This window comes from Geofilum sp. OHC36d9 (assembly GCF_052400685.1).
Taxonomy (GTDB): Bacteria; Bacteroidota; Bacteroidia; order Bacteroidales; family Marinilabiliaceae; genus CAZHHH01.
This window is the reverse complement of record NZ_JBQTGJ010000001.1, coordinates 398809-421211: the sequence shown is the minus strand read 5'-3', so window position 1 is coordinate 421211 and position 22403 is coordinate 398809. Positions and strand designations below refer to the sequence as shown.

Sequence of the window (22403 nt, the reverse complement as noted above, 5' to 3'; positions counted from 1 at the left end):
ACTGTCCATTAATAAATATCATATCTCCGGGTTACAGGCAGTTATTGTTCAGGAGGGACAGGCTAAAGCAGACAGTGCCGATTTCTCAGACCAAAAAGGAGGCACTAATACCGTTGCATTAGAAACGATACTTACATTAAACGTTCCAACAGGCACCTCTACCTTTATCCAACCGGCACCTGACTCTATAACATCCACAGCACGGCCATCCAATAGCACCGATTCTATACCCGGACAATAGAAGGTAACAACAGTCCCCTTTGAGTTGATCTTTCCGCTCATGCCACCTGAGCCGGAAGACGCTTTCAAATAAAGAGCAACGGGATCTTCCGACTGAAAACCATAATCCGAATCATCAAATAACAGCCCTTTCACAAAGAAAGAAATGAATTGACCTTCTGACTTGCGGTAGACCACGTCTTCGCCTTTAAAATCAGTCGCGTCATAGCTGGCAGCTGTTGATCCATCTGATGTAAAAGCAATGTCCTGAATAGCTTCCTGTACAATCTTAACGCCAAAGTATGCACCTGATTTAATCCTATCCATATCGCCCGTTGTATGGCTCTTATCGCCCGGGAAAAGGACCGTTAGCAGGTCAGCTTTATTATTCAGAGTACAATAATTAGCATACATATAATCTGCCGCATAGGCATATCCTGATCTGGACTGATTAGCCGTCCGTTTTATCTCCACAGAAGCAGGCTTTGTGCCAAGGAAAGTGGTCAATGTCGCTTCATTTTCAGAAAACAGTCGAGGTCCGTGAGCACCAGGGGCCATTTTTATTTCTGAGAAATACTCGGTTTCACCTTGAATAGTTTTAAGTATTGAAGCATTGGGATGCCAGGTAATGTTTACATTATCATCGGCATTATCTGTGGTGACGTGATCCATTACTAAAAAGTAACCATTTACGCCATTGGAAGGCTGCATAAAGACCACATCTCTTAAATGGGTTCCTGCAATAGCCGCAGAGCCTGATCCGCGAAAATATTCAATATCCAAACCCAGCAGGCCTTCGAGTATGCCATCACCCGTTTTTTCCGTATGTCTTTTGCCACCAATCGTTAAGGCGTTAGCCGCCTCTGAATCGGAATGCAAAAAATCAAAAGTAGCTGTTACCCCATCTACCGTCACATCGTTACCCGGACCATCATAGCCGGCATTACGCAATAAAATTTCGCCATAAGCAGCCATTGCTAAAGCATTGGTCTCATAGTGAGTATGATACTCAGTGTTCCCGGTGAGGTTCAGCATGCTTAAAAAGAGGGCGTCAGTGGACTGTTCATGGCTTAAAAAGACAGCATAATTTTTAAATGTTCGACTCGGCGCCAATTGAGCATCATCCGTATTAAAACCTATGGGATCATTCTTTTCTGCCGTGCCCGCCATAATCAAGAAATTGGACAAATAACCCTTTAGTTTTCCATTGGTGACACCAGCCCCATTACGCAATACCCACATCGCATATTTATAGGCATCGGGCGAAAAACGGGCAGCAGAAACAATGTGAGGCGACAAAATCGTATTATCCCCCTCGAGATGCCATGGCACCTGAGCCTCAGTATCCCGGGAATCACCATACAATAAAATACGTCCAAAGGGCGCCACGGCATAGCCATACATATACTCCTTAAGTCCGATAATTCCCGGGTTGGTATAGTACTCGTTGTAGCCCATGTATTCCATAATATTCAAGGTGGTATTTTTAACGCTACGTTCAATACTATTCCAACGTTGTACACAGTAACCATTACCCGCTGGAGACACGCCATCGTCGGGCATATAATGTTCAGACAGACCGGTATCAAACGCCTGTTTTGCGGCCTGAAAATCAGCCTCATCACCTTTATACTTATACCATAACATTCTCATAGCCCAGGCATGAGGGTCCCAACGGCCAAGCACCAAGTCAAAGATCTTTTCTTCAAGCCAGCCCTCACATTCAGCAAGAGCATCGGAATCCATATCATAACGGACAACGTCCAGCGCCAGCAAAGCAAAAAACAATTCGTGAGAGTTAACAGATGAATAGGCACTGATCGGGATAGTCATAGTCCGGATTCTGGACTCAAATTGATCATAGATATTTGCAATATAAGCCGCTCTGTTCTGCGGATCGAGGACATATAATAACGCATTTGCGCCCATGACGTCACGGGTCTCAGTACCATCATTATTAAGCGCATCCTCTTTCATTGCTGCGAAAAGAGCTGAAGTGTCTGCCAAGGCTCGCCAATAGGGGTAATCGGCCGTATTTATAATATTACCCGGCTTATTATCCCGAATAATGTCATCATCGGTTCCCGCAGTTGCCCCATTGAAACAGTCAGATTCATCACCAGCATTGAATGCCGATACACGAGAATTATAAGATGCATCAGTTGTCGAACCTTGGTCTGTATATGCAGTATTGCCATATTCCGAAGTAGGTTCAGCGCCAAAACTCTCTTTTTCATGGCATCCGGCTCTTACATAAGTATCATAGGCAGCAGAATAACTATCCCATTCTGCGGACACTTGTTCAATGCGTGTTGATTTACTTCCTAAAACTTCAATTGCCGGAAAAACAACAATTATAAATAAATACAGAAACTGAAATAATGCACTTTTCATCGTTTTCTATTTAAAACGTCTCCATCATGGTTCACTCTTTAACTGCCATATTTAAAATATAAATAAAACCTATTACCATGGGAACCATTTTCTGTTTTTTAAATCTTTGGATACCTTATAGTCAGGTGTTACTTCGTCCAAAAAATCAGCTATTTTATCTTTATAATAGCTAACTCTGTTGTGATAAAGTTAAACTCAATAATAGTACTAATAAGTAAGTCCAACTTCTGTGATATACTTACACTCATAATGATCATTTAGACCAATAAACCCATACTTTTCGAGCTGCGTACGCCCTGGATCTGAACTTCCCAGCTCAAACTCCCGACTACTAATTGAGCCAATAAGGGATTGAATCGTTGTCCATCCAATGCTTGATTCTTCGGTCCAAAACATCACCTGCCCATTTATCAGAGCCGGCCGGTAGTGCATCGTGCTGAGGCAGGTATTTCCGCAGTTCCTTAATAACATCTTCAAACTCAGGGTCACCTGCAAGATTAACATGCTCGCCCGGATCATTTTGATGATTGTACAATTCTTCACCTCCATCACGATAATGGATATAACGCCACTTATTGCTACGCACCGAATGATTTTTGTAATACCAGGTACTCAGAACCGGCTTGTCCCAGGAAGATTGAGGATTTTTGATTAAAGGAATAATACTATTTCCTTCTAATACAGAATCATCCGGCAGGCTGCATAAATCCACCAGTGTAGGATAAATGTCCAAAAGGCTGACCGCTTCATCACATTCCTCACCGGCCGCATCCATTCCAGGGACTTTAAAGAACAAAGGCACCCTGGTGGATTCTTCCCATAGCGCCTGTTTGCGCCAATGGTGTTTTTCACCAAGATGCTGACCATGGTCGGACCATAGGACAACAATCGTATTATCGGCATATTTACTGTTTTCCAATGCTTCGATAACCTTGCCCAATTCATGATCAGCAAAAGAAACACATGCCAGATAACCATAAATAAGTTCCTTCCAGTAAGTATCACTTAAATTTGTAACCGCATAATGATCCCCTCCATTAATAGTTCCGTAGGCAATAGACTTACCCATTAAAGGAATGTCCGCCATTTCATCTGCCGGCATCTCAGGTAATTTAATGGAATCGAAATCGTATAAATCAAAAAATTCTCTGGGGGCGGTATAGGGTACATGAGGTCGTACAAAACCTACAGCGAGAAAAAAGGGTTTCTCATGTTCTTCATTTAATTTATCAATGGCCCATTCAGCAATGAGCTCATCAAACATTTTACCACCGGGCATATCTTCACGATCCAGCGCGCCATAACACAAAGATTGGCCATTGGAAAATTCCTTTCCGTAATGATTTACGATTTGACTCCCATTTTTGGGGAATGGATAGAACCGGTTACCCTTGTAACCATTTCCCCTGTCTCTTAAGTCTTTGGGGACTTTATAGTCAGGCGCTATTTCATCCCAAAAATCAGTTATTTTATCTTTATAATCGCTAACACCGTTATGAAAAATTTTACCAACGGCCAAGGTTTCATAACCGTTATCCTTGAAATATTGAGGCAGCATTTTATGGTCACCCATCACCTTGTCATAGGTCGCTTGCATTGCTTTAGTTGAAGCATACCATCCAGAAGTAGATGGATGAATCCCGCTGAGTAAGGAATTGCGGGAAGCTGTACATACCGCTTGGGAACAATGTGCATTGCTAAATAACACCCCTTGTTCGAAAAGCTGATCCATATTTGGCGTTAACACCTGGTTATTTCCATGTAATGCGCCAACCCAATCGTTTAAATCATCGATTGAGATAAAGAGAACATTTGGCTTTCTACCAACAGCTTCAGAACAAGCTGACAATAAAAGCATTAGAATCAAAGCAATATTTAGTCGATTCATTTCTTTTATTAAAATTAAATTCAATAATACCGGGTAATAATAAATTACTCATTCAAACTTATAATCTCTTCAAAAACTGACACAAACCATTCGCACTAATAAAACAGAGTTACAAAAAAGTACCATTTTCGCCGGTTAACCCGCATTCAAAACAATTATTTTAATAATAAAACCACGATTTAAGCTTCGAAAATTTTGAATCTGCATGGCCTCGATCAAACGCTCAACTTTATATACAAATCCAAATTGGATGGCTTAGCAATACGGATAAAACAGAAATAATGAAAATGGATAAAAAAATGGGTGTTTGATCTGTTCATCCTAAAAAATAGTTAGATTCAAACACCCACCTTCAGCTATAGCATTATTCCTTTACAAATTTCGCTTTATAAACTTTATTCTCGCCTGATAAAGATATCACATAAATCCCTTTACTTAAACCACTAATATTTAAGGTTAATTGATCAGAATTAATAACCTCATGTAACACCATACGGCCATCCATATTAAAGACTTCGGCACTTTGATAAAAATCGTCCGGCAATTGGATATTTAATTTATCAATAGCAGGATTGGGAAAAACCTGAACCTTAGGCGCGTCAAAATCTGATACTGACGTTGATTTTTCATAAGCCGTAAGCAATAGATCATCGATCCAAATCCGGCTGGTAGATTCATCGTTAATATCACAAATCGCTCTTATTTTGATCTGAATAGAATCAGTCGTTTCATTAATAGGAACAACCACTTCCTGCCAATCAACCGTCAGCTCATTATAATCGAGACTTATCATTTCGGTACTATCATTACCATTCATTACATATACGGTTAAACTCTGACCTTCGAAAACAGCCTGCGCTGCCACCCAAAATGTAAGCGTTCCAACATTTTTAATTTTAGGCGTTAAGATATAACCCGGGTCAGTTTCAGGTCCTCCGGTAAACTTCAAAGCCTCGTCGCCCGGGTATAGATTTTGATTGCCAGCAGGCACATTATTGGCCGATTGATAAGTATGACTCTTCACACAACCGGGTAAACTTACTGCGTCAGACGCAAATCCCTCTTTAAAAAAGTAATCAGATCTGACAAAAACAACCGTTGTTGTGGCCTGACTTACACCGTCTTCGCCAGTAACAACAATGGAAGCTGTTCTTTCAGCCTCGGTACCATCAATATCACTCACCTGGGTGATTTCAATCGTTGCGTTTGGATTATTGGTTTCAGCGGCTACTGTATAATTTCCATGGTAAGGTATTTCAACCGAATAACTGGTATTGGTAAAATCAAAATTATCTATTACCACACCATCGATGGTTAATGATGAAAGAGATACATCATTAACGGCGGGAGCAGGTTTGCCAATCTGAATATCATCAATCGTTAATGTGCCCTTACTTGAAGTACCTGGTGTTTCAGAACTGACATAAAACCTGACATAAACATCACCCTCAATATTAAGTGAAACGGTAACATTTTGGAAATCTGATGTATTTTCAAGGTCCAACCCCGTGGGATTAGTCACAAAATCAGTCCACTCAATACCATCTGTTGAAGTCTGTATTTTAACAGTTGGGACAATGTCAGCATCCTTTACTTTACACCAAAACGTTAAATCTGTTGCACCATTAATTTTGGGAGTTTGTAACGAAGAATAGGACTCATCCGTTTTCATTTTTGCCGCATAAACAGCATCTGTTGCAACCATATTGGCCGCATTTTTAGTAGAGCTTGAATAAGAAACATTTTCAGCCACCCAACCATCAGGCGTAGAAGAGGTTTCAAATCCTTGCGTAAAATGGAAATCCTGCGCAAAGATATTCAGCGATGCAAATAGCATAAATGCTAATGAAAGATTCAAAATTTGTAGATTTTTTTTCATGACTATCCTTTTAATTTAACAGATTGTAAATGACTATTCTCTATTTGTTTTTTTCTTAGCAATGCTTCCAAAAAGTAGTAATCGGCATAAATAAGAGGAACATCAACTTCTGAGTTGGAAGGCTTTGATCCGGTTGAATGGCGTAGTAAAAAGCCACCATTTGTGCCGGTTTCATTAAAATAAGCTTCAGAGTGGAGTGATTTCATTATTTTGTTGCCCGCTTCCAGATACTGCTCGCCGTTCTCAACACCAAACGAATACAACTCAAAAAAAGCACTTGCCATAACAGCTGCGGCAGAAACGTCGCGCGGTTCATTGGGCAGACCGGCCAAACTATAATCCCAATAAGGAATATTATCTTCAGGAAGCTTAGCAACGTTTAAAATGTAATTAGCAACCTTTTCGGCCTGGCTTAAAAATTCCGTCAAATGCGTTTCCCTATATGCCATTGAATAACCGTACAAAGCCCAGGCTTCCCCTCTTGCCCAGCATGACTCATCAGAAGCCCCCTGATGCGTCTGCCTTTTAAGCGCTTTACCGGTAATCGTGTCATAACTCACCACATGATAGGTGCTATAATCAGATCTAAAATGATTTTTCATGGTCGTTTGAGCATGCTTAATGGCAATATTGGCAAATACAGAATCACCAGTTTCTCTGCTGGCCCAAAAAAGCAATTCCAGGTTTATCATATTATCAATAATAACCGGATACTGCCATTTATCTTTATGATGATCCCATGATCGTATGCAACCGACCTTTTCATCAAAACGAGTTATTAAAGTACGTGCAGACTGAATCAATACTTCACGGTAGGCTTTGTTGCCTGTAAGCTTGTAACCCTGTCCATAACTACACATCATTTTAAAACCAATATCATGATCACCGCCATTATATTTCTCTTTTTCAAGAAGACCTGTAAATTTAGCCGCCTCTTTCATCCACATTGTGTCATTGGTTAATTCATACATCATCCAAAGAACGCCGGGATAAAAGCCACTTGTCCAGTCTTTTCTACCAACTTTTTTCAACTTCCCATTGGCACCAATAGTTCTGGGAAATATTCTATAGTCACTGTCGTTATAATTATTGACCAAATTCAAAGCATAAAATTCCTGATCATAAATATTTTTTAACAGTTCCTGATCTGAGTCAGATTGTTTTTGCGTTACATTACTTTTACAGGAAACCGCCAAAAAAAGAAGCACCCCCAAAAAAACATATAATCTCATAAAATTTTACTTTTGTTTTATTTATATAAATCATACAACATCTAACATTACAAATGTAAAATGCTAAACAATGAAAGATTACATCAAGGATTCCAATTTATTGTAATATTGTTCCTTACTAATAAACATGTTCCCTGAAACGACATTTGTGCTAATCAAAATGCCTTAAAAAGTGTATATTGCATAAAGTTGATTCTTAAAAAAGACTAAAACTCACATAAAAAAACTATGTCAGGAAAATTTGACAAACAAGGAGGAATAATTATTTCATGCAAGGTTTCATGTGTCAATTGAAATAAAATGCGAAGCATTCATCAGAATCGAAACAAACAGTGTTTGCAACAAAAGTCAAACTTTGGCGTTATGCTTATCCTCAAAATGGGCATTTACCTTCACCTTCAAAAACCCGCATTTTCAGGACTTCACAAACCTTGAATTTGAAAATTTTTTATCAAGCATTTGAATTTTATTGCTGTTACCGGATAATAAGATCTCATACCGGGGAATAATTATCTCATGCGAGTTCTTTGTTACCCTAAAAAACAAAAGACAATCAGATAAAACGAACACAAAAAGTTGCTTTTCAAGCAGAAGTATGATTAGTTTTGGCGAGTTAGATGTGTCAAAAACAAACAAATTACAAACACATGAAACGACCATGAGAAAGGAATTCTCAATTAGAAGAATCATTATTTTCATGGGAGATCCATGTGACAAAAACAAACAAATTTCAAACACATGAAATTCATCATTGCCTGTATAATATTTATTGCGCTTTCAATAAATACAAATGCGAATACAGAACCCTCTATTTCATTAACAAGAGTAACCCCGGAGGGAGGCGTCACATATAATTCAATAATGTGTATAGCCGAAGATGAAATGGGATTTATATGGTTTGGTTCAAACGATGGTTTATACCGTTATAACTCGATTGACTTTAAACGCTACAGCCATTTCCAGAATGACACAAACAGTATCGCTACCAACCGAATCAATAAACTTCATAAAGATTTATATGGCAGACTATGGATTGCCACTGAAAATGGACTCTGTCTGTATAACAGAAAACAAGACAACTTCAGTAGCTACACATTGAAAGATCAATTTGGCAATTTATCGGGTAAGGATATCAATTCATTTTTCCAAACGAAAGACAGCACATATTGGTTTTCTGATGAAAAAGGGTTTGGCACTCTCAACATAGATAAGAGGCAGGTTTTTTACAAAAACATTGATGGTAAAACAAATAAAGTAAGCCTTATCACAAATGATGACCAAGGTTCTATTTGGGTATTTTACACTGACGGCGAAATTTATTATAAGCTCAAGGATTCAGATACGTTTTACTATTTTTCAAAAGCATACCCCCAGCCGATTCATTCCTCATTAATTGACAAGGATAAGTTATGGATCGCTTATGAAACAAATGGTTTGCTTTGTCTAAATTTGGATGGATCGGTACAGACCTACTTCAAATCGGAGAATAACGATCAAACAGCAATTCCCGACAATCAGGTCCGAAGTATAGTAAAAGACGAACTTGGGCAGATTTGGGCAGCCACTTACGAAGGAATTGCCATTATTAAAAACAACGAGGTCATTTCGGTCATTAATCCGCAAAACTATTCTGAGATGCCAAGCCATTCTGTTTGGTCCTTGTTTCAGGATTCTCAAAAAAACATCTGGTTTGGGACATTTTGTGGTGGTTTATGCTTCCACAGTAAACACAGCAATTATTTCAATCATCAGACACAATCGAGTTCGAAAAATTCATTAAGCTTTAATATTGTCAGTTCGTTTACAGAAGTGCCGAACAGTTCAAAAATAATCGTCGGCACCGAAGACGGCAATTTAAATTATTTTGATCCCATTTCGAAAAAAATCACCCAGACTAAAGTGACTTACAATGGCATTAGCGTAAGCAATATTAAATCCTTGTGCTTCGATAAAAATGGCACTTTATGGGTCGGGACATACAGCCATGGCGTTTTATATCAAACAAAATCGTCAACTATATTCAAAAAACTGACCCCACCTTTCACCGAAGGATTTCAAGCACTCTATTTACTGGCAACCGATGAAGGTCTTTGGGTGAGTAATTATCCAAATGGCGCTTATTTTTACAATTTTGAGACAAATAAATTCACACAATTTATTCATAATCCGTTAAATATAAATACCATATCGAACAACAATGTCAGACAAATTCTAGAAGATAAGCATGGGAATATCTGGTTTGGGACCCGCAATGGGCTTAATTTACTAAAAAAAGGATCCCAGGAAATCAAGCATTTCTTTCATGAGGAATATAATTCCACGAGTTTAAGCAGTAATTTCATTTATTCCATGCTTGAAGACGATGAAGGGAATTTATGGATTGGGACAAACGGTGAAGGGCTTGACTATTTCAACACTGTAACATATAATACAGATCATTATACCACAAAAGACGGCCTCACAGGCAATGAAATATTTTCAATGCTTCAAGACAAAAACAATCGCCTTTGGCTAACCACTAATCAAGGGCTTTGTTTATTTGAACCGAAGTCAAAGACCATCAGATCTTTTAATAACACCAATGGCATACTAAACAATAAATTCAACCCTAATTCGGCGATCTGCTCTAATGACGTATTTTATTTTGGAGGCACCAATGGATTCATCCGGTTTCAACCTGAAAATATTACCAAAAACCTTACACCACCCACCACTATAATCACAGAGCTTTATGTCAATAATGAGCTTGTAATACCTGGAGAAAAGACAAAAATTTTAGATGATGTAATAGAAAAAACAAGATACCTCAAGTTAAACTACACCCAAAACTCCATTGGATTTAGGTTTGTTACAAACAACTATATTGATCCATCAAAAAACAGATTCAAATACAGATTAATTGGGTTTAACGATGATTGGATTAATATTGAGTACAATGAAACAGCAACATTTACCAAAATTCCGCCGGGAGATTATACTTTCGAAGTAAAAGCGGCTAACAATGACGGCGTGTGGAATAAGAATTCCACTAAAATATTCATTGAAATTATTCCACCCTATTGGCTGCGATGGTATGCGTATGTTACATACATTTTGGCATTTTTAATTATTCTGTATTTTATCAGAAAACAATCTATCAAACAACAAATCCTTAAGAGTGAAATTGAATTAGAAAGAATCAACAGAAAAAACAAGGAGAAACTGCACCAGCTAAAACTTCAATTTTTCACCAATATATCTCACGAATTCAGGACACCACTGACACTAATTCAGGGACCTGTTAATCACTTATTAAAAAACGAAGCTCAACCAGAAGAATCATATAAACAATTGCAACTGATAAAAAACAATACAGACCGTTTATTGCGTCTGATCAATCAGTTTCTGGATTTTAGAAAGGTAAACTCAGAGAAGCTACAGCTGAATCCGGTAAATGCAGAAATCATAGCTTTTTGTCGTAACATCTATTCGTGCTTTGAAGAAAATGCAAAAATCCGGAATATCAAATTTAATTTCGTCACCGATTTATCGAAACTTAAAATGGATTTTGATCCTGACAAGGTAGATAAACTGTTATTCAACCTCTTATCAAATGCATTTAAACACACTCCCGATGGTGGTGAAATACTATTGGAAATATATAGTAATGCAAAACATGTTTCACAATTTTCGGGTAATACCTATTCCATCGGAGAAAAAATCACAAATAATTTTTTAGAAATAACCGTTTCTGATTCGGGCAACGGAATACCTGAAAAACACTTAGCGGCAATTTTCGAAAGATTTTATCAAATTAACGATACCCGGCAAGGCACCGGAATAGGCTTATCATTAGCCAAAAACTACATTTTAGCTCATAAAGGAACGTTAATAGTAAATAGCCAGGTAAATACAGGCACTGAATTCACTATTTATCTACCTCAAAATCAATCGGAATCATTACAGTTTAACAATTCAGATGAAACCATTGAAACAACTATTTCCAATTATTCGGTTCAAAATACCCCCGCAGTAAATGAGAAACAAAGCTTCAACAAAGAAGACGAAATTAATGAAAATGCTCTTGTCCTGATAGTTGAAGACAATGTTGAATTACTAAATTATATAAGCGACATATTAAAAAATTATTTCAGGGTAGCAAAAGCCAGAAACGGAAAACTCGCGATGGAACAGGTAAATACCCTATTTCCTGATTTAGTGATTTCGGATATAATGATGCCAGAGATGGATGGAATTGAACTGTGCGACACGTTAAAAACAGATATTAAAACCAGCCATATTCCGGTCATCCTGCTTACCGCGCTCGATTCCGTCAAAGACAGGATAACCGGGCTCAATTCCGGCGCCGATGCATACTTAGGAAAACCATTTGATGAACAGTTACTTATTGCGCAAATAAATAGTTTACTGGAATCAAGAAGAATACTTCGACAATCATTTGATTCCAACCGCCAAAACTGGGAAGATCAATACTCATCATTTGATTTAGATAAAAAATTGCTTTTAAAAGCTGTAAGCGTGGTAGAGGCCAATATAAGTGATCCTGATTTATCGGTTCAAAAATTGGCCGAACAATTAAACCTTAGCCGGACGCACTTGTATCGAAAATTAAAAACTTTAACCAATCAATCTGCCACTGAATTTATTCGAAATATACGTCTTAAGAATGCGATAAAATTAATGGATGAAGGGAAGCTAAAAATCAATGAAATAGGTTATGCCGTGGGTTTCAACTCTCACAACTATTTCACACGCTCGTTCAAAAAACAATATGGCATTTCACCGAGTGAATATATCCAGGATAAATCGCGGCGCAACCATTAAGAGCTGTGTTACAGGTCAAACGACCGACTTTATGAACAATCACTGTCTGTAGAGCCCTACTTCGGCGTTGCATTTATTGAGGGACTGGTCATTTATTTTTCAGGATACAAACGACTGAATTTAGGGCGCCTACTCCGCCTCCCTTATGTGGGTATGTTGAATAAAACGATGCAAAGTCATCAGCCACCTGGCCGTAATTCTAGTCATATTCTGAATCGCCAATAACAAACAAAATCCGGCGAATATTAAAACTCGCCGGATTTACTAACAAAAACAATGTACAGGTTGATCAGTTAACATGATAAAATCGTCAGGAAAAAAGATTCCATATCACAATTTCTTTCGCAACTGAATGCCATTTAATATGGGTTTACCTTTAATTGCATCAAACTTAACAGAAATACCTTTGCCATCAGTTACAACAACTGTTGTTTTATATGAAACAGCCTTTTCAGGCAGGAGCTCCTCGTTATTTGAGAGATTACTGATAAATTCCTTATTATTGAGAGTCACAGAAAAAACCCGTTCCTCATTATTCTCAGTGTTATCACCATTACTTCCCAAATTATAGATCAAATTCTGACGTTTAACATTTGATGACAGCTCACAAAAATGAAGCACCAGGGCATAAATTCCATCCGGCACATCAAACCGAAACTCATCAATTCCAAGCTGTTGCGTTGCATATACAGCATCCATATCGCTGTCAATAATATTTATATCGCTACCAAAATTTTGCCTTTTGGTATTCTTCATCTTATAAACTTCACCACCAACATACCCCCAACTTCCAGGAAAATATTCCTGAGCAGGTAACCAGTTTTCATGATTTTTATAATCGGTATAAAATCGCTTGTCACCGAGACTAATATTTAAGGTTTGAAATGGAAGATCCGGATCATCAAGCACCTTAGGCACAATGTTAAATTTGATGCTTGCCTGATCTGCAACATCATAACCCTTAAACGCAGATTTGACTAACAATCGATTTTCACCTTGTTTAAACGGCACATTAAACGTCGCAATCCCGTTAATTACCTCTTTTCGCCCCAGAGAGCGACCATTTTGAAAGAATTCAACTTCCTTCAGGTTTGAAAATACCTGAACAGGCTGCTCTACAAAATCATTATCCGCCAAAATTTGCTGACCGGTTCTAAAATTCCATTCCTTTGATCCTATTTCCAAATAAGGTTCCTCGCCGAAATTAGCTCTATAAAAGCGATAAGTATCTTTCGGTTTACGATCATACGTGAGAAGCCCTTTGGAATTAATGTGTGGCGTTGTTTCATTTCTTGTTTCAGAACTAAAATCGGCCAGATTCCATACCACCATTCCACTTATGAACTTCCGCTCTTTAAATGCTTTAATGTATTCCTGATGATAATCAATGGCATATTCCACTGACTTATCAAATCGAATGGGGTCAAAGTTATGAATTCGATAATCGACATCGGCACCATATTCAGTAACAAGTATTGGAACCCCTTTGCACAGGTCATGTCTCTTATCCATTGTTTTACCAATATTTGAGCTTTTACCGTCGTACCATCCGGTATAAATATTCCATCCAAAAATCTTTGGAATATTTATCAGTCCGGCATCTGAATAAATCTGCCCTCCACCATGGCCAACCATCATCGTATAACGATAGGGATCATTTTCCCTTATAATATTTTCGAGCCTTGTAAAAAGTTGGTTCGTTGAATGAAGATAATGCGCCAGCTCATCGGATCCCTTTTCGTAAGGAGTATGCAAAAATATTTCGTTCATATAAGCCCAAATTATAATGCTGGGATGATTATAATATTGAGCCATCATTTCACGTAACATGATTTCAGAATTATGAAAAAAAGCTTCCGATTCTGTAATGCTGTTTACTAACGGAATTTCGATAGAGGTGAGTACCCCCAGCCGGTCGCAAGCCTCAAGAACAGCTTCATCCTGCGGATAATGCGCAATGCGTAAAAAGTTACCGCCCATTTCTTTAAGCAATTCCACATCATGAATATGTACGGCATCATCCAACGCATTACCCAGCGTCGCGAAATCCTGATGTCGGGAAGCACCAATTAGCTTATAAGGCGAACCATTTAAAAAGAAACCATTCTCGGCATCGAATTTAAACCAACGAAAAGCAATCGGGTTTTCAATCTGATCAACAATCTTTCCATCTACTTTGAGCCGGGATATTAGTCGATACAGATACGGATTTTCGGGAGACCACAATTTGGGGTTCTCCAATTTTAACTTACAATCAAAACTGACTGATTCGCCTCCTTTAGCAGTACGTTTTTTCTCATAATTAAGCACTTCTTTTCCGGCATTATCCATCACCACATGTTCCACCACCACTTTCTTTGTTCGAGAAAAAGAGTTGGAAAAAGCACCTTTTAAATTTAATTCAGCAGACTCATTTGAAACTTTTGGGGTCGTCCAAAAAACCCCCTGTGAATTATACTGATCCATCCGGAAATGAACCTTATCCAAGGCAACGAGGTGAACATCCCGGTAAATACCTCCAAAAAAAGTAAAGTCACCACTTAAAGGAGGAATATCCTTATTATAACTGTTATTGGCTTTAACGAAAAGTTGATTTTTTGAGTTCCCTTCATCTGAAAAATTAAGATATTTTGTAATTGGGATGTTAAAAGCAGTATACCCGCCTGTATGACTGCCAGCCAACTGTCCGTTAATGTATACACTTGCACTAATTCCAATGGCATCAAAAACGAGAAATACCTCCTTATCACGCCATGAACCCGGGATATACAAATCTCTTTTATAACAGGCGGTATCTCTATAATAGCCAAGTTCATCGTCCATTACATCATCAATATTCCAACAATGAGGAACTGAAACATTTTCCCAACGGGCATCATTTGAGGCAGCATCAATATCCCCTTTACAAAATTTCCAATTCGAATTAATGGAATACTCACACCTAACCTGAGCCTGGCTATCAAAAATTAACAAGCCGAATAAAAGCAATAATAATATCTGTTTCATATGATTATATGTTGTTTTTTAAGGTCATATGGAACTCACCGAAGTTAATCATCCCTCTGTGTCTGAATCAATTCCCATGGTTCGTTTCATCTATCAAATAAATGGGTTACCACCCCAATTATATCCTATTAAAAAGGTAATAAAGTGTTGAATAATATCTCTTAGAGTCTATCTAGAGTTTGTCTATAAAGTCCAACTTCTGCGTTACGCTTGCTCTCAAAATGGTCATTTACGGAAGTAAACTCACATTTTTCGAGCTGCGCAAGCCTTGATTTTGAACTTTATAGCTCAAACTCCCGACTTTATGGACAGGCACTATCTAGTGTTTGTCTATAAAGTCAACTTCTGCGTTACGCTTGCTCTCAAAATGGTCATTTGCCACAGTAAAGAATCATTTTGAAAGCTTCACAAACCTCCGATATAAAAATTTCTAATCTGCCACAGGCTTATCTGAGCGAGCACTGATCAGACCTATCATCTTTTCTGCATATCGTTGTCCAAAAACAACTTGACTTTTGGTATCAAAATGCGTTTTGTCAATTGTAGTAAGTCCTTCAGAACTAACCACCGCTGAATGGCTAATACTATCGGGCACCGCAAGTAGCATTTCATTAAAAGACTTTCTAAAGGGTTTATCATAAGACAGCTGCCCTACAACGATAGGCAAATCAGCATCTCCCAATTCCTTCCGAAGTTGAGCGACCATATATTGCAGCTTAGGCAAATAAGAATTCCACTTACGGGCATCAGCACACCCCTGGTGCCATATAATGCCTTTCAGGTGTCCGTATTTCATAGCCAATTTCGTTCGACGAACAGCCTCCTTAAAAAAAAGACTATCGGGGTGCCATTGGTTAATCGAAGTCCCACCTTTTGCGTTAACCACAAGTCCAATCTCTTTATCCGGCTGCATTTTTGCCATCACCTCGCCAAAGGAAAAAGAAGGACCGACCTTCTGTATTTTAAGACTCTTCCGAATGGTCGAGTACTTATTTAACGGATTAGCCGCTTTAACCCACATTTCAGTTGTATCGTTTGTAAATAGAAATACATGTTCAAGCGTATCTTCAACAGTTTCATCAATCGTGGCCCGGCCAGCCATATTTGACTGTCCTATGCACAGATAAATATCCAAATCCCGATGTGGAGTACTACAACTGGTCAAAATAAGACCCAGTAAAAAAATAAAGCTTTTACTTTTCATGTGGTAATAATTTAATTTTTAAGGTCACATGAAACTCGCCAACACAATAATCTTCCTTTGCGAAAAATCCTACTCATGGCTCGTTTCATATGTTTAAATTTATCTTTCAATGGTCATATGGAACTCTCGATGAATTTTAATCATTCTCCTGTGTGTATTTTAGAATGCTAAAATTCATGTTCGTTTCATATATTTATAATTTGTTTCTTAATTGCCATCTGTAACTCGCCGAAATAATCTTTCACATTTGTGAGAATTCACTCTCGTGGCTCGTTTCATAAAACCAATCTAAAATTATTGTTAGTATAAGCAAGAAAAATAAAGTAACTGACAAGATATATTCAAACACTTAGTTTAGAAATAGTTACAATTTAATCTCATCAATATACAATCAGCTGTTTTGAAACCATCTGCGATCCTGATTTCAAATACAAAACATAATACCCGGGCTTAAGAGAATTAATCTCTAACTCCGGTTTCCCGGATTCTTCCAAAAGCACTCGTCCTGTCATATCAAAAACAGAAACGTTGTAATTATCATCAGCTCCACCTCGAAAGAAGATTTTTCCTGAGGCCGGATTTGGGAAGAAAAACAATTCGTCGCCGGATAATATTTTCACAGGAGATGCCTCACCTTTAAGCGTTACATCAATATTGAAAACAGAATCCCTCGAAGCCGGATCAATTTTATAACTTAACATTCCGTCCACATTGCTTATTTCGGTTCCATTTATCATTAAACTTTGAAACACTTCACCATCGCTGGCATGAACTTCAAATGTCAATTCATCGCTCCAAAGTGTTGTATAAATAATTCTGTTACCCGATCGAATGGTATCATTTCCATTGGTCAGGAACAGCTCGTCAGAAAAGGAAAACTCATAAACACCAATTTGTAAATCGTAAACTTTTTCCAATACTTTTTGAGCATACCTGGCGCCAAGTAAAAGCTGAGAAGAGGTGTTAAAATGTGTTGAATCACCAATATGCCATAATCTGTCATTAACAACATAATCAGAATTACTTATGACACTTTGAATATTGGTTAAATTCGTATTAAAAGATTCGTATTTTGAATACCACCCACCTAACTGTCCGGCAACGAAATAAAAATCGTTATTCACCGCTTCTCTCATATCGCCAACCAATGAATTAAGCAGTTCAAGATAGGAACCAAAATTATTACTGTTCGATTCACCCTGATGCCAGATAGCCCCTTTAACAGTTCCAAAATCATTGGCCTTGGATATGCGCGTCATCAACGGCTCATAATACGTTCCACCTTTCGCGAAAGCTGTAATTGAAGTTCCTCCCCTGGCATTGGTTATAATGCAAACAGGATTCTCAACATATTTCGAAATCGTTTTAACAAAAGACCAGGACGGTCCGAGCTTTTGATCTTCAGGACTTTTACGGATATTTGAAAAAATATTCATCGGATTGACGGCAGGTGTCCACACATCCTCACTATTCAACAAATACGCTCCATTAAGAGTGTCGGTGTTATCGCCAATATCGGCCCTGCCTGCCATATTCGATTGACCAAGGGCAAGGAAAATATCCAACTCCTCACTGGTAAGCACCACTTTCTTGCTGATGTCATTTTTAACCAAAACAGAACCCAACCTATCAAGAAAATCACCTTTAGAAACCTTAAAAGGCAAAGATTCCATTTGAAAAGACAAATCAGTAAATATGACTTCACCCTGACTATCAGTTACCAGCTGCTCATCACCAAGTGTAACTTGTGCTCCCGCCACTACATTGTTATAAAAATCTGTAACCGTAAATACCGCTTCATAGGTTTCATCAGGATCATACAGAGCCTTACAGGCAATGTCATCGATCATAGTGCGGGAACTCTTTGAATCGCCATTGACATACAAAAATTTTATGTACACATTTCTATCGTTAATTGAAACGGTTTGTGTTTCAGATAGAGGATCATTTACACTTTCAGAGGTGTAAGCAGGAATCGGCCCCTCATCAGGCGTATAAGTAATAACATCGGTAAAATTAATACCATCGTAGCTTTTCTGTATCTTTAAAGCTTCGCCATCGGTCTTCGAGAATTTGGCGACAAAGCTCAGCGTGCTAACCCCCGAAAACATAGGCGAAGTAATGCTTCCAGAACTTTCGTAGAGGCGCATGGCCTTTTCACCCGGATAGGCACCACCATTCCCTTTACTGCCTGAGGGGAAACGACTACCACCAAAAGTCCAACCGTCAAACTCGCTTGTCTTGCCATCGATAGAAGAAACAAACCCAAACTTTGCCTGATAGACAGAGCGAGCCACAATGGCCTTCACCAAGGCAGTGTTAACATTATCTTCGGCTGTAATTTTAAACACAGCCGTATCACTCGTCCCCGGATAAGGATTTGCCATTTTTACAACCTCAACGCTTGCTTTAGGAGATACCGGGAAACATTGCAGACTAAAATCAGCATCAAATCCAATAGAATCATGGGCAGTATAAACATTATCAGCTCCCTCTTCAAAAAGAAGTGCTTCGCTCGAAACCGACATACAACTTGCCACAAAGGCATCTACTTCCACATTATCAGCTGAAACAGGCGTCTCATCCGACAGCTCAAGATCATCTATCTGAAATGAATACTCCGTACCCGAGTCATCAACATCATCATTTACGCTCTCCAGTTTAATGTAAACGGCGGTGCTTCCACTATTAATGTCCACATTAAAAGTCTCCCCTTCACCTGGCAATTGATCGTAACTTATCTCAAACACCTGAGTCCATCCAGTATCCCAATCTGCTCCATCGGTTGAAATATATACTTTAAAGGAGGGATTATTAGTGCCATAAGAATCCGGCTTTAAAACAAAAGACAAAGTTCCTGCATAGGCGAAAGCAGAATTTGATTTCATGGCTGCCACACCATTTCTAAACCGGGCATACAGGCCACTAATAACTTGCACGCCTCCTTTTGGGTGTTCAGACCTAACATTGGTAGTCCACCCAGAGATATTATCACTTGATCCATCTGAAAAATCAAGTTGAATATGATAACCGGGATCGAGCCCCATCGCATTGAGAGTGCAAAAACACATTACAATCAAACTATAAAGCTTTGCTTTCATTTTGTTTTAATATTTTAAAATTTTAAAGACAGGCAAACTGTTTGCAACAGCTACATCAAGACATATAGAATAGGTATTAATTAGTGCCTGCCATTAAAATCATAATTTTCAACTAAAAAAATAAATTCAAGGCTTGCGCAGCCCTGAAAATGCGGGTTACTGTTGTAAATGACTGTTTTGGAAACGAGAGTATAGGGAAAATGGCGCATTATTGCTGACACTAGTTAAAATCGGCATCAACAGCATTCCAGTTCTTATTATTAATCTCAACTTCGGCAACCTCAACCAACCCATCGATGAATTTTTCGTAATTCTTTTCAACATACTGCATCTGATAGAAACCATAATTATCCTCCAACGAATAATCTTTATCATTAGCCAATAATCTCAAATCCTTTTCCGTAGGTCTCAGTTCCTCCTTTAAAAGTTCACTTTTTAATTTTATCAGCATTTTATCAAACTCATAAGCAAAAAAAGTTCTATTCGTAAATTTCAAAGAACCATAAACCACCTCCCCATTTTCAACTTTTGTTCTTCTTCTTTGGTTTTCAACTTTCATTTTTGACATAATAGAGTCAAAATAGATTTGTTGAACCACCCCTTTATTTAAAGCCAGGATTTGCTGTATTTTGCAACGCACAGCTTTCTTCAAAGCAAGATTCTTAAGCATCTCCAAAGGCGATTCGCCGTTAATTTTCTGCTTCCAAAAAACGTCACTATCATCAACGCCATATTTTTCATAAAAATAATTGTACACCTCTGCTCTTTGAAGGAGCATCCAAAACTTTAGCTCGTCATTTGAAATCGGGAAATGGTTCACCCGGGCAACTTCATTGTCCTTAGCCAGATTACAGGCAAACATGAATATCAACAGAACAAAGAATAAACCTTTATAAAAAAAAGAATTGTTATCAGACATTTTCATGTGTTTATAATTTGTTTGTTAAGATCACATGGATCTCACCGGAATTAATCATTCACCTGTGTGAGAGATTACTCTCATGCTCGTTTCATCCTTAATTTTGCATTTCAAAAGCCCCAATATCAGGTTTCCCATCGTTAACCGGGTTACCCCAAAAATCGAATCCGCCATTATCTTCAATGACCATACCGGCATCAATACATGGAGAATTCGCCATTAAACGGTACCCCGAAAGCCGGTCGGGATCGGTCATATCGACATCAAAAGGAGCATTACCCTGATCAACAAATAAAGGATCCGCACTCAAACTGTAAGTTCCAAAACCGGCAATATTATAATAGGCATTGTAGCTTACATCGCATGTATTATCGGGTATCAGTCCCCAATTTGTAGGATTTTCGAAGTAAAAAATATTGTTGTACATAGAGGTGTTTCTTGGCGTGCGGACCTTTGATGGGCTGACAAAAGGAACGGCCTGATAAATGTCGCTTCCAAAATAATGGGTATTGTTATGAATCAACAAATCCTCCATTTCGTTATCGTCGGGAAAGCCGTATTCATAAGCTCCCAGTTTTTCATTAATGCTTAGATTATAGCGAATGGTTACACCTTTATTATACTTGCACATAATGCCACAAAACCAATGATTGTCGTGACTGTAATTGTATTGTATGATGGTATTTTCATTATTATAATCGGCATCAAATCCACCCCGATCATGATCGTCAATATCACCTGTATTTCCATAGGCTTCATTGTATTGCATGATGCAACCAAGAGTGTTAAAATTAAAGATATTATGTCCTGTACTATAGCGACTTGAATAAGCAATAACATTATACTCAGCCAGAGGATCGATGCCATCTCTTATAATAATACCATTACGTCCGGTATATTCAACACGATTGTTGCGCAAAACATAATTCTCCCAAGGATAATAGTCTTCATCCTTGACACCTCCCCAACTCGAAGTATTACCAATTCCCACACCTCCTATCATGCTAACTACATTGTTCTCAATAAGTACATTATTAATTCTTGTGGGAATAGATTTTCCAAGTACCCGAACATGAATACCACCCCTTTGTTTGCCTTCAACCTTTCCATTCACATCGTGTACGTAACAATTCCGGATCGTAATATTTTCAGCATCACCCACATTCTCCTGTACGACGTATATTCCTCTCAAATCACCCTGATCATCGTCACTTCCATCCGTATTTGTAACTTCCAGATTACTTATTATCCAGTTATCTTCATTGTAGAGATAAAAAACAGAATTGACCGTTCCATGCCCGTTTATGATCGGCTTGTTGTCAATATCATCCCAATAAATTTCTTTAGTCTCAGGATCATATGCCGTCACAGTAATTGGTTCAGTTGCGGTACCAGACCCTTTGGGCGCAAATTGTCCGTTAAAAGACTTGCCCGCGGCAAAAAATATATTTGCACCAGGTAAATATGATAGATTATTAAATTTATCGAAATCTTCCTGTGTCTCAATATAAACTCCAACAACCTCGGACGCCGAGTCATCAGGAATTGAATCAGGCTCGTCTACGATGTTAATATCATCAGAATCCTTGTCGCATGAAACAAATGGAAAATAACCCAACAAAAAAGCTATAAATACTAAAAAAGGAATTTTTCTCATCTCATTAAAATTATTTGTGCCTTATAGGTATCCGATGAAATCCACCAAAGAAATTGGTTTGTGCAAAGGAATACGTCAAT

General features: G+C 38.2%; 10 protein-coding genes. 1 reads left to right on the top strand and 9 read right to left on the bottom strand.

Features of this window, described 5'->3' with window-relative positions; genetic code table 11:
• Positions 1-48: 48 nt before the first annotated feature.
• From ACT3CD_RS01445 to ACT3CD_RS01430, 4 genes are all read right to left on the bottom strand, one after another.
• Complete coding sequence (locus tag ACT3CD_RS01445; protein WP_444642229.1) at positions 49-2613, bottom strand: hypothetical protein; 2565 nt, start codon at positions 2611-2613, stop codon at positions 49-51.
• Positions 2614-2944: 331 nt separating this feature from the next.
• Positions 2945-4501, bottom strand: coding sequence for a sulfatase (locus tag ACT3CD_RS01440; protein WP_444642227.1), 1557 nt, complete (start codon positions 4499-4501; stop codon positions 2945-2947).
• Between the two features lie 364 nt (positions 4502-4865).
• Complete coding sequence (locus ACT3CD_RS01435; protein ID WP_444642225.1) at positions 4866-6380, bottom strand: T9SS type A sorting domain-containing protein; 1515 nt, start codon at positions 6378-6380, stop codon at positions 4866-4868.
• A gap of 2 nt (positions 6381-6382) precedes the next feature.
• Complete coding sequence (locus ACT3CD_RS01430) at positions 6383-7612, bottom strand: glycoside hydrolase family 88 protein (protein WP_444642223.1); 1230 nt, start codon at positions 7610-7612, stop codon at positions 6383-6385.
• Positions 7613-8350: 738 nt separating this feature from the next.
• On the opposite strand from ACT3CD_RS01430, the gene ACT3CD_RS01425 reads away from it, so the two are divergent.
• Entirely contained in the window at positions 8351-12436 is a 4086-nt protein-coding gene (locus ACT3CD_RS01425; RefSeq protein WP_444642221.1) for a hybrid sensor histidine kinase/response regulator transcription factor, read from the top strand.
• 330 nt (positions 12437-12766) lie between these two features.
• On the opposite strand, the gene ACT3CD_RS01420 is transcribed toward ACT3CD_RS01425, so the two are convergent.
• From ACT3CD_RS01420 to ACT3CD_RS01400, 5 genes are all read right to left on the bottom strand, one after another.
• On the bottom strand, positions 12767-15442 hold the full coding sequence (locus tag ACT3CD_RS01420; protein ID WP_444642219.1) for a glycoside hydrolase family 2 TIM barrel-domain containing protein: 2676 nt from the start codon (positions 15440-15442) through the stop codon (positions 12767-12769).
• 430 nt (positions 15443-15872) lie between these two features.
• Positions 15873-16646 (bottom strand): sialate O-acetylesterase, encoded by a 774-nt coding sequence (locus tag ACT3CD_RS01415; RefSeq protein ID WP_444642217.1) that lies wholly within the window; start codon positions 16644-16646, stop codon positions 15873-15875.
• A 380-nt stretch (positions 16647-17026) separates the two neighbouring features.
• Positions 17027-19747 (bottom strand): sialate O-acetylesterase, encoded by a 2721-nt coding sequence (locus ACT3CD_RS01410; RefSeq protein ID WP_444642215.1) that lies wholly within the window; start codon positions 19745-19747, stop codon positions 17027-17029.
• Between the two features lie 220 nt (positions 19748-19967).
• Positions 19968-20672 (bottom strand): hypothetical protein, encoded by a 705-nt coding sequence (locus ACT3CD_RS01405; RefSeq protein WP_444642213.1) that lies wholly within the window; start codon positions 20670-20672, stop codon positions 19968-19970.
• A gap of 91 nt (positions 20673-20763) precedes the next feature.
• Complete coding sequence (locus ACT3CD_RS01400; RefSeq protein ID WP_444642211.1) at positions 20764-22323, bottom strand: hypothetical protein; 1560 nt, start codon at positions 22321-22323, stop codon at positions 20764-20766.
• Positions 22324-22403: the final 80 nt, after the last annotated feature.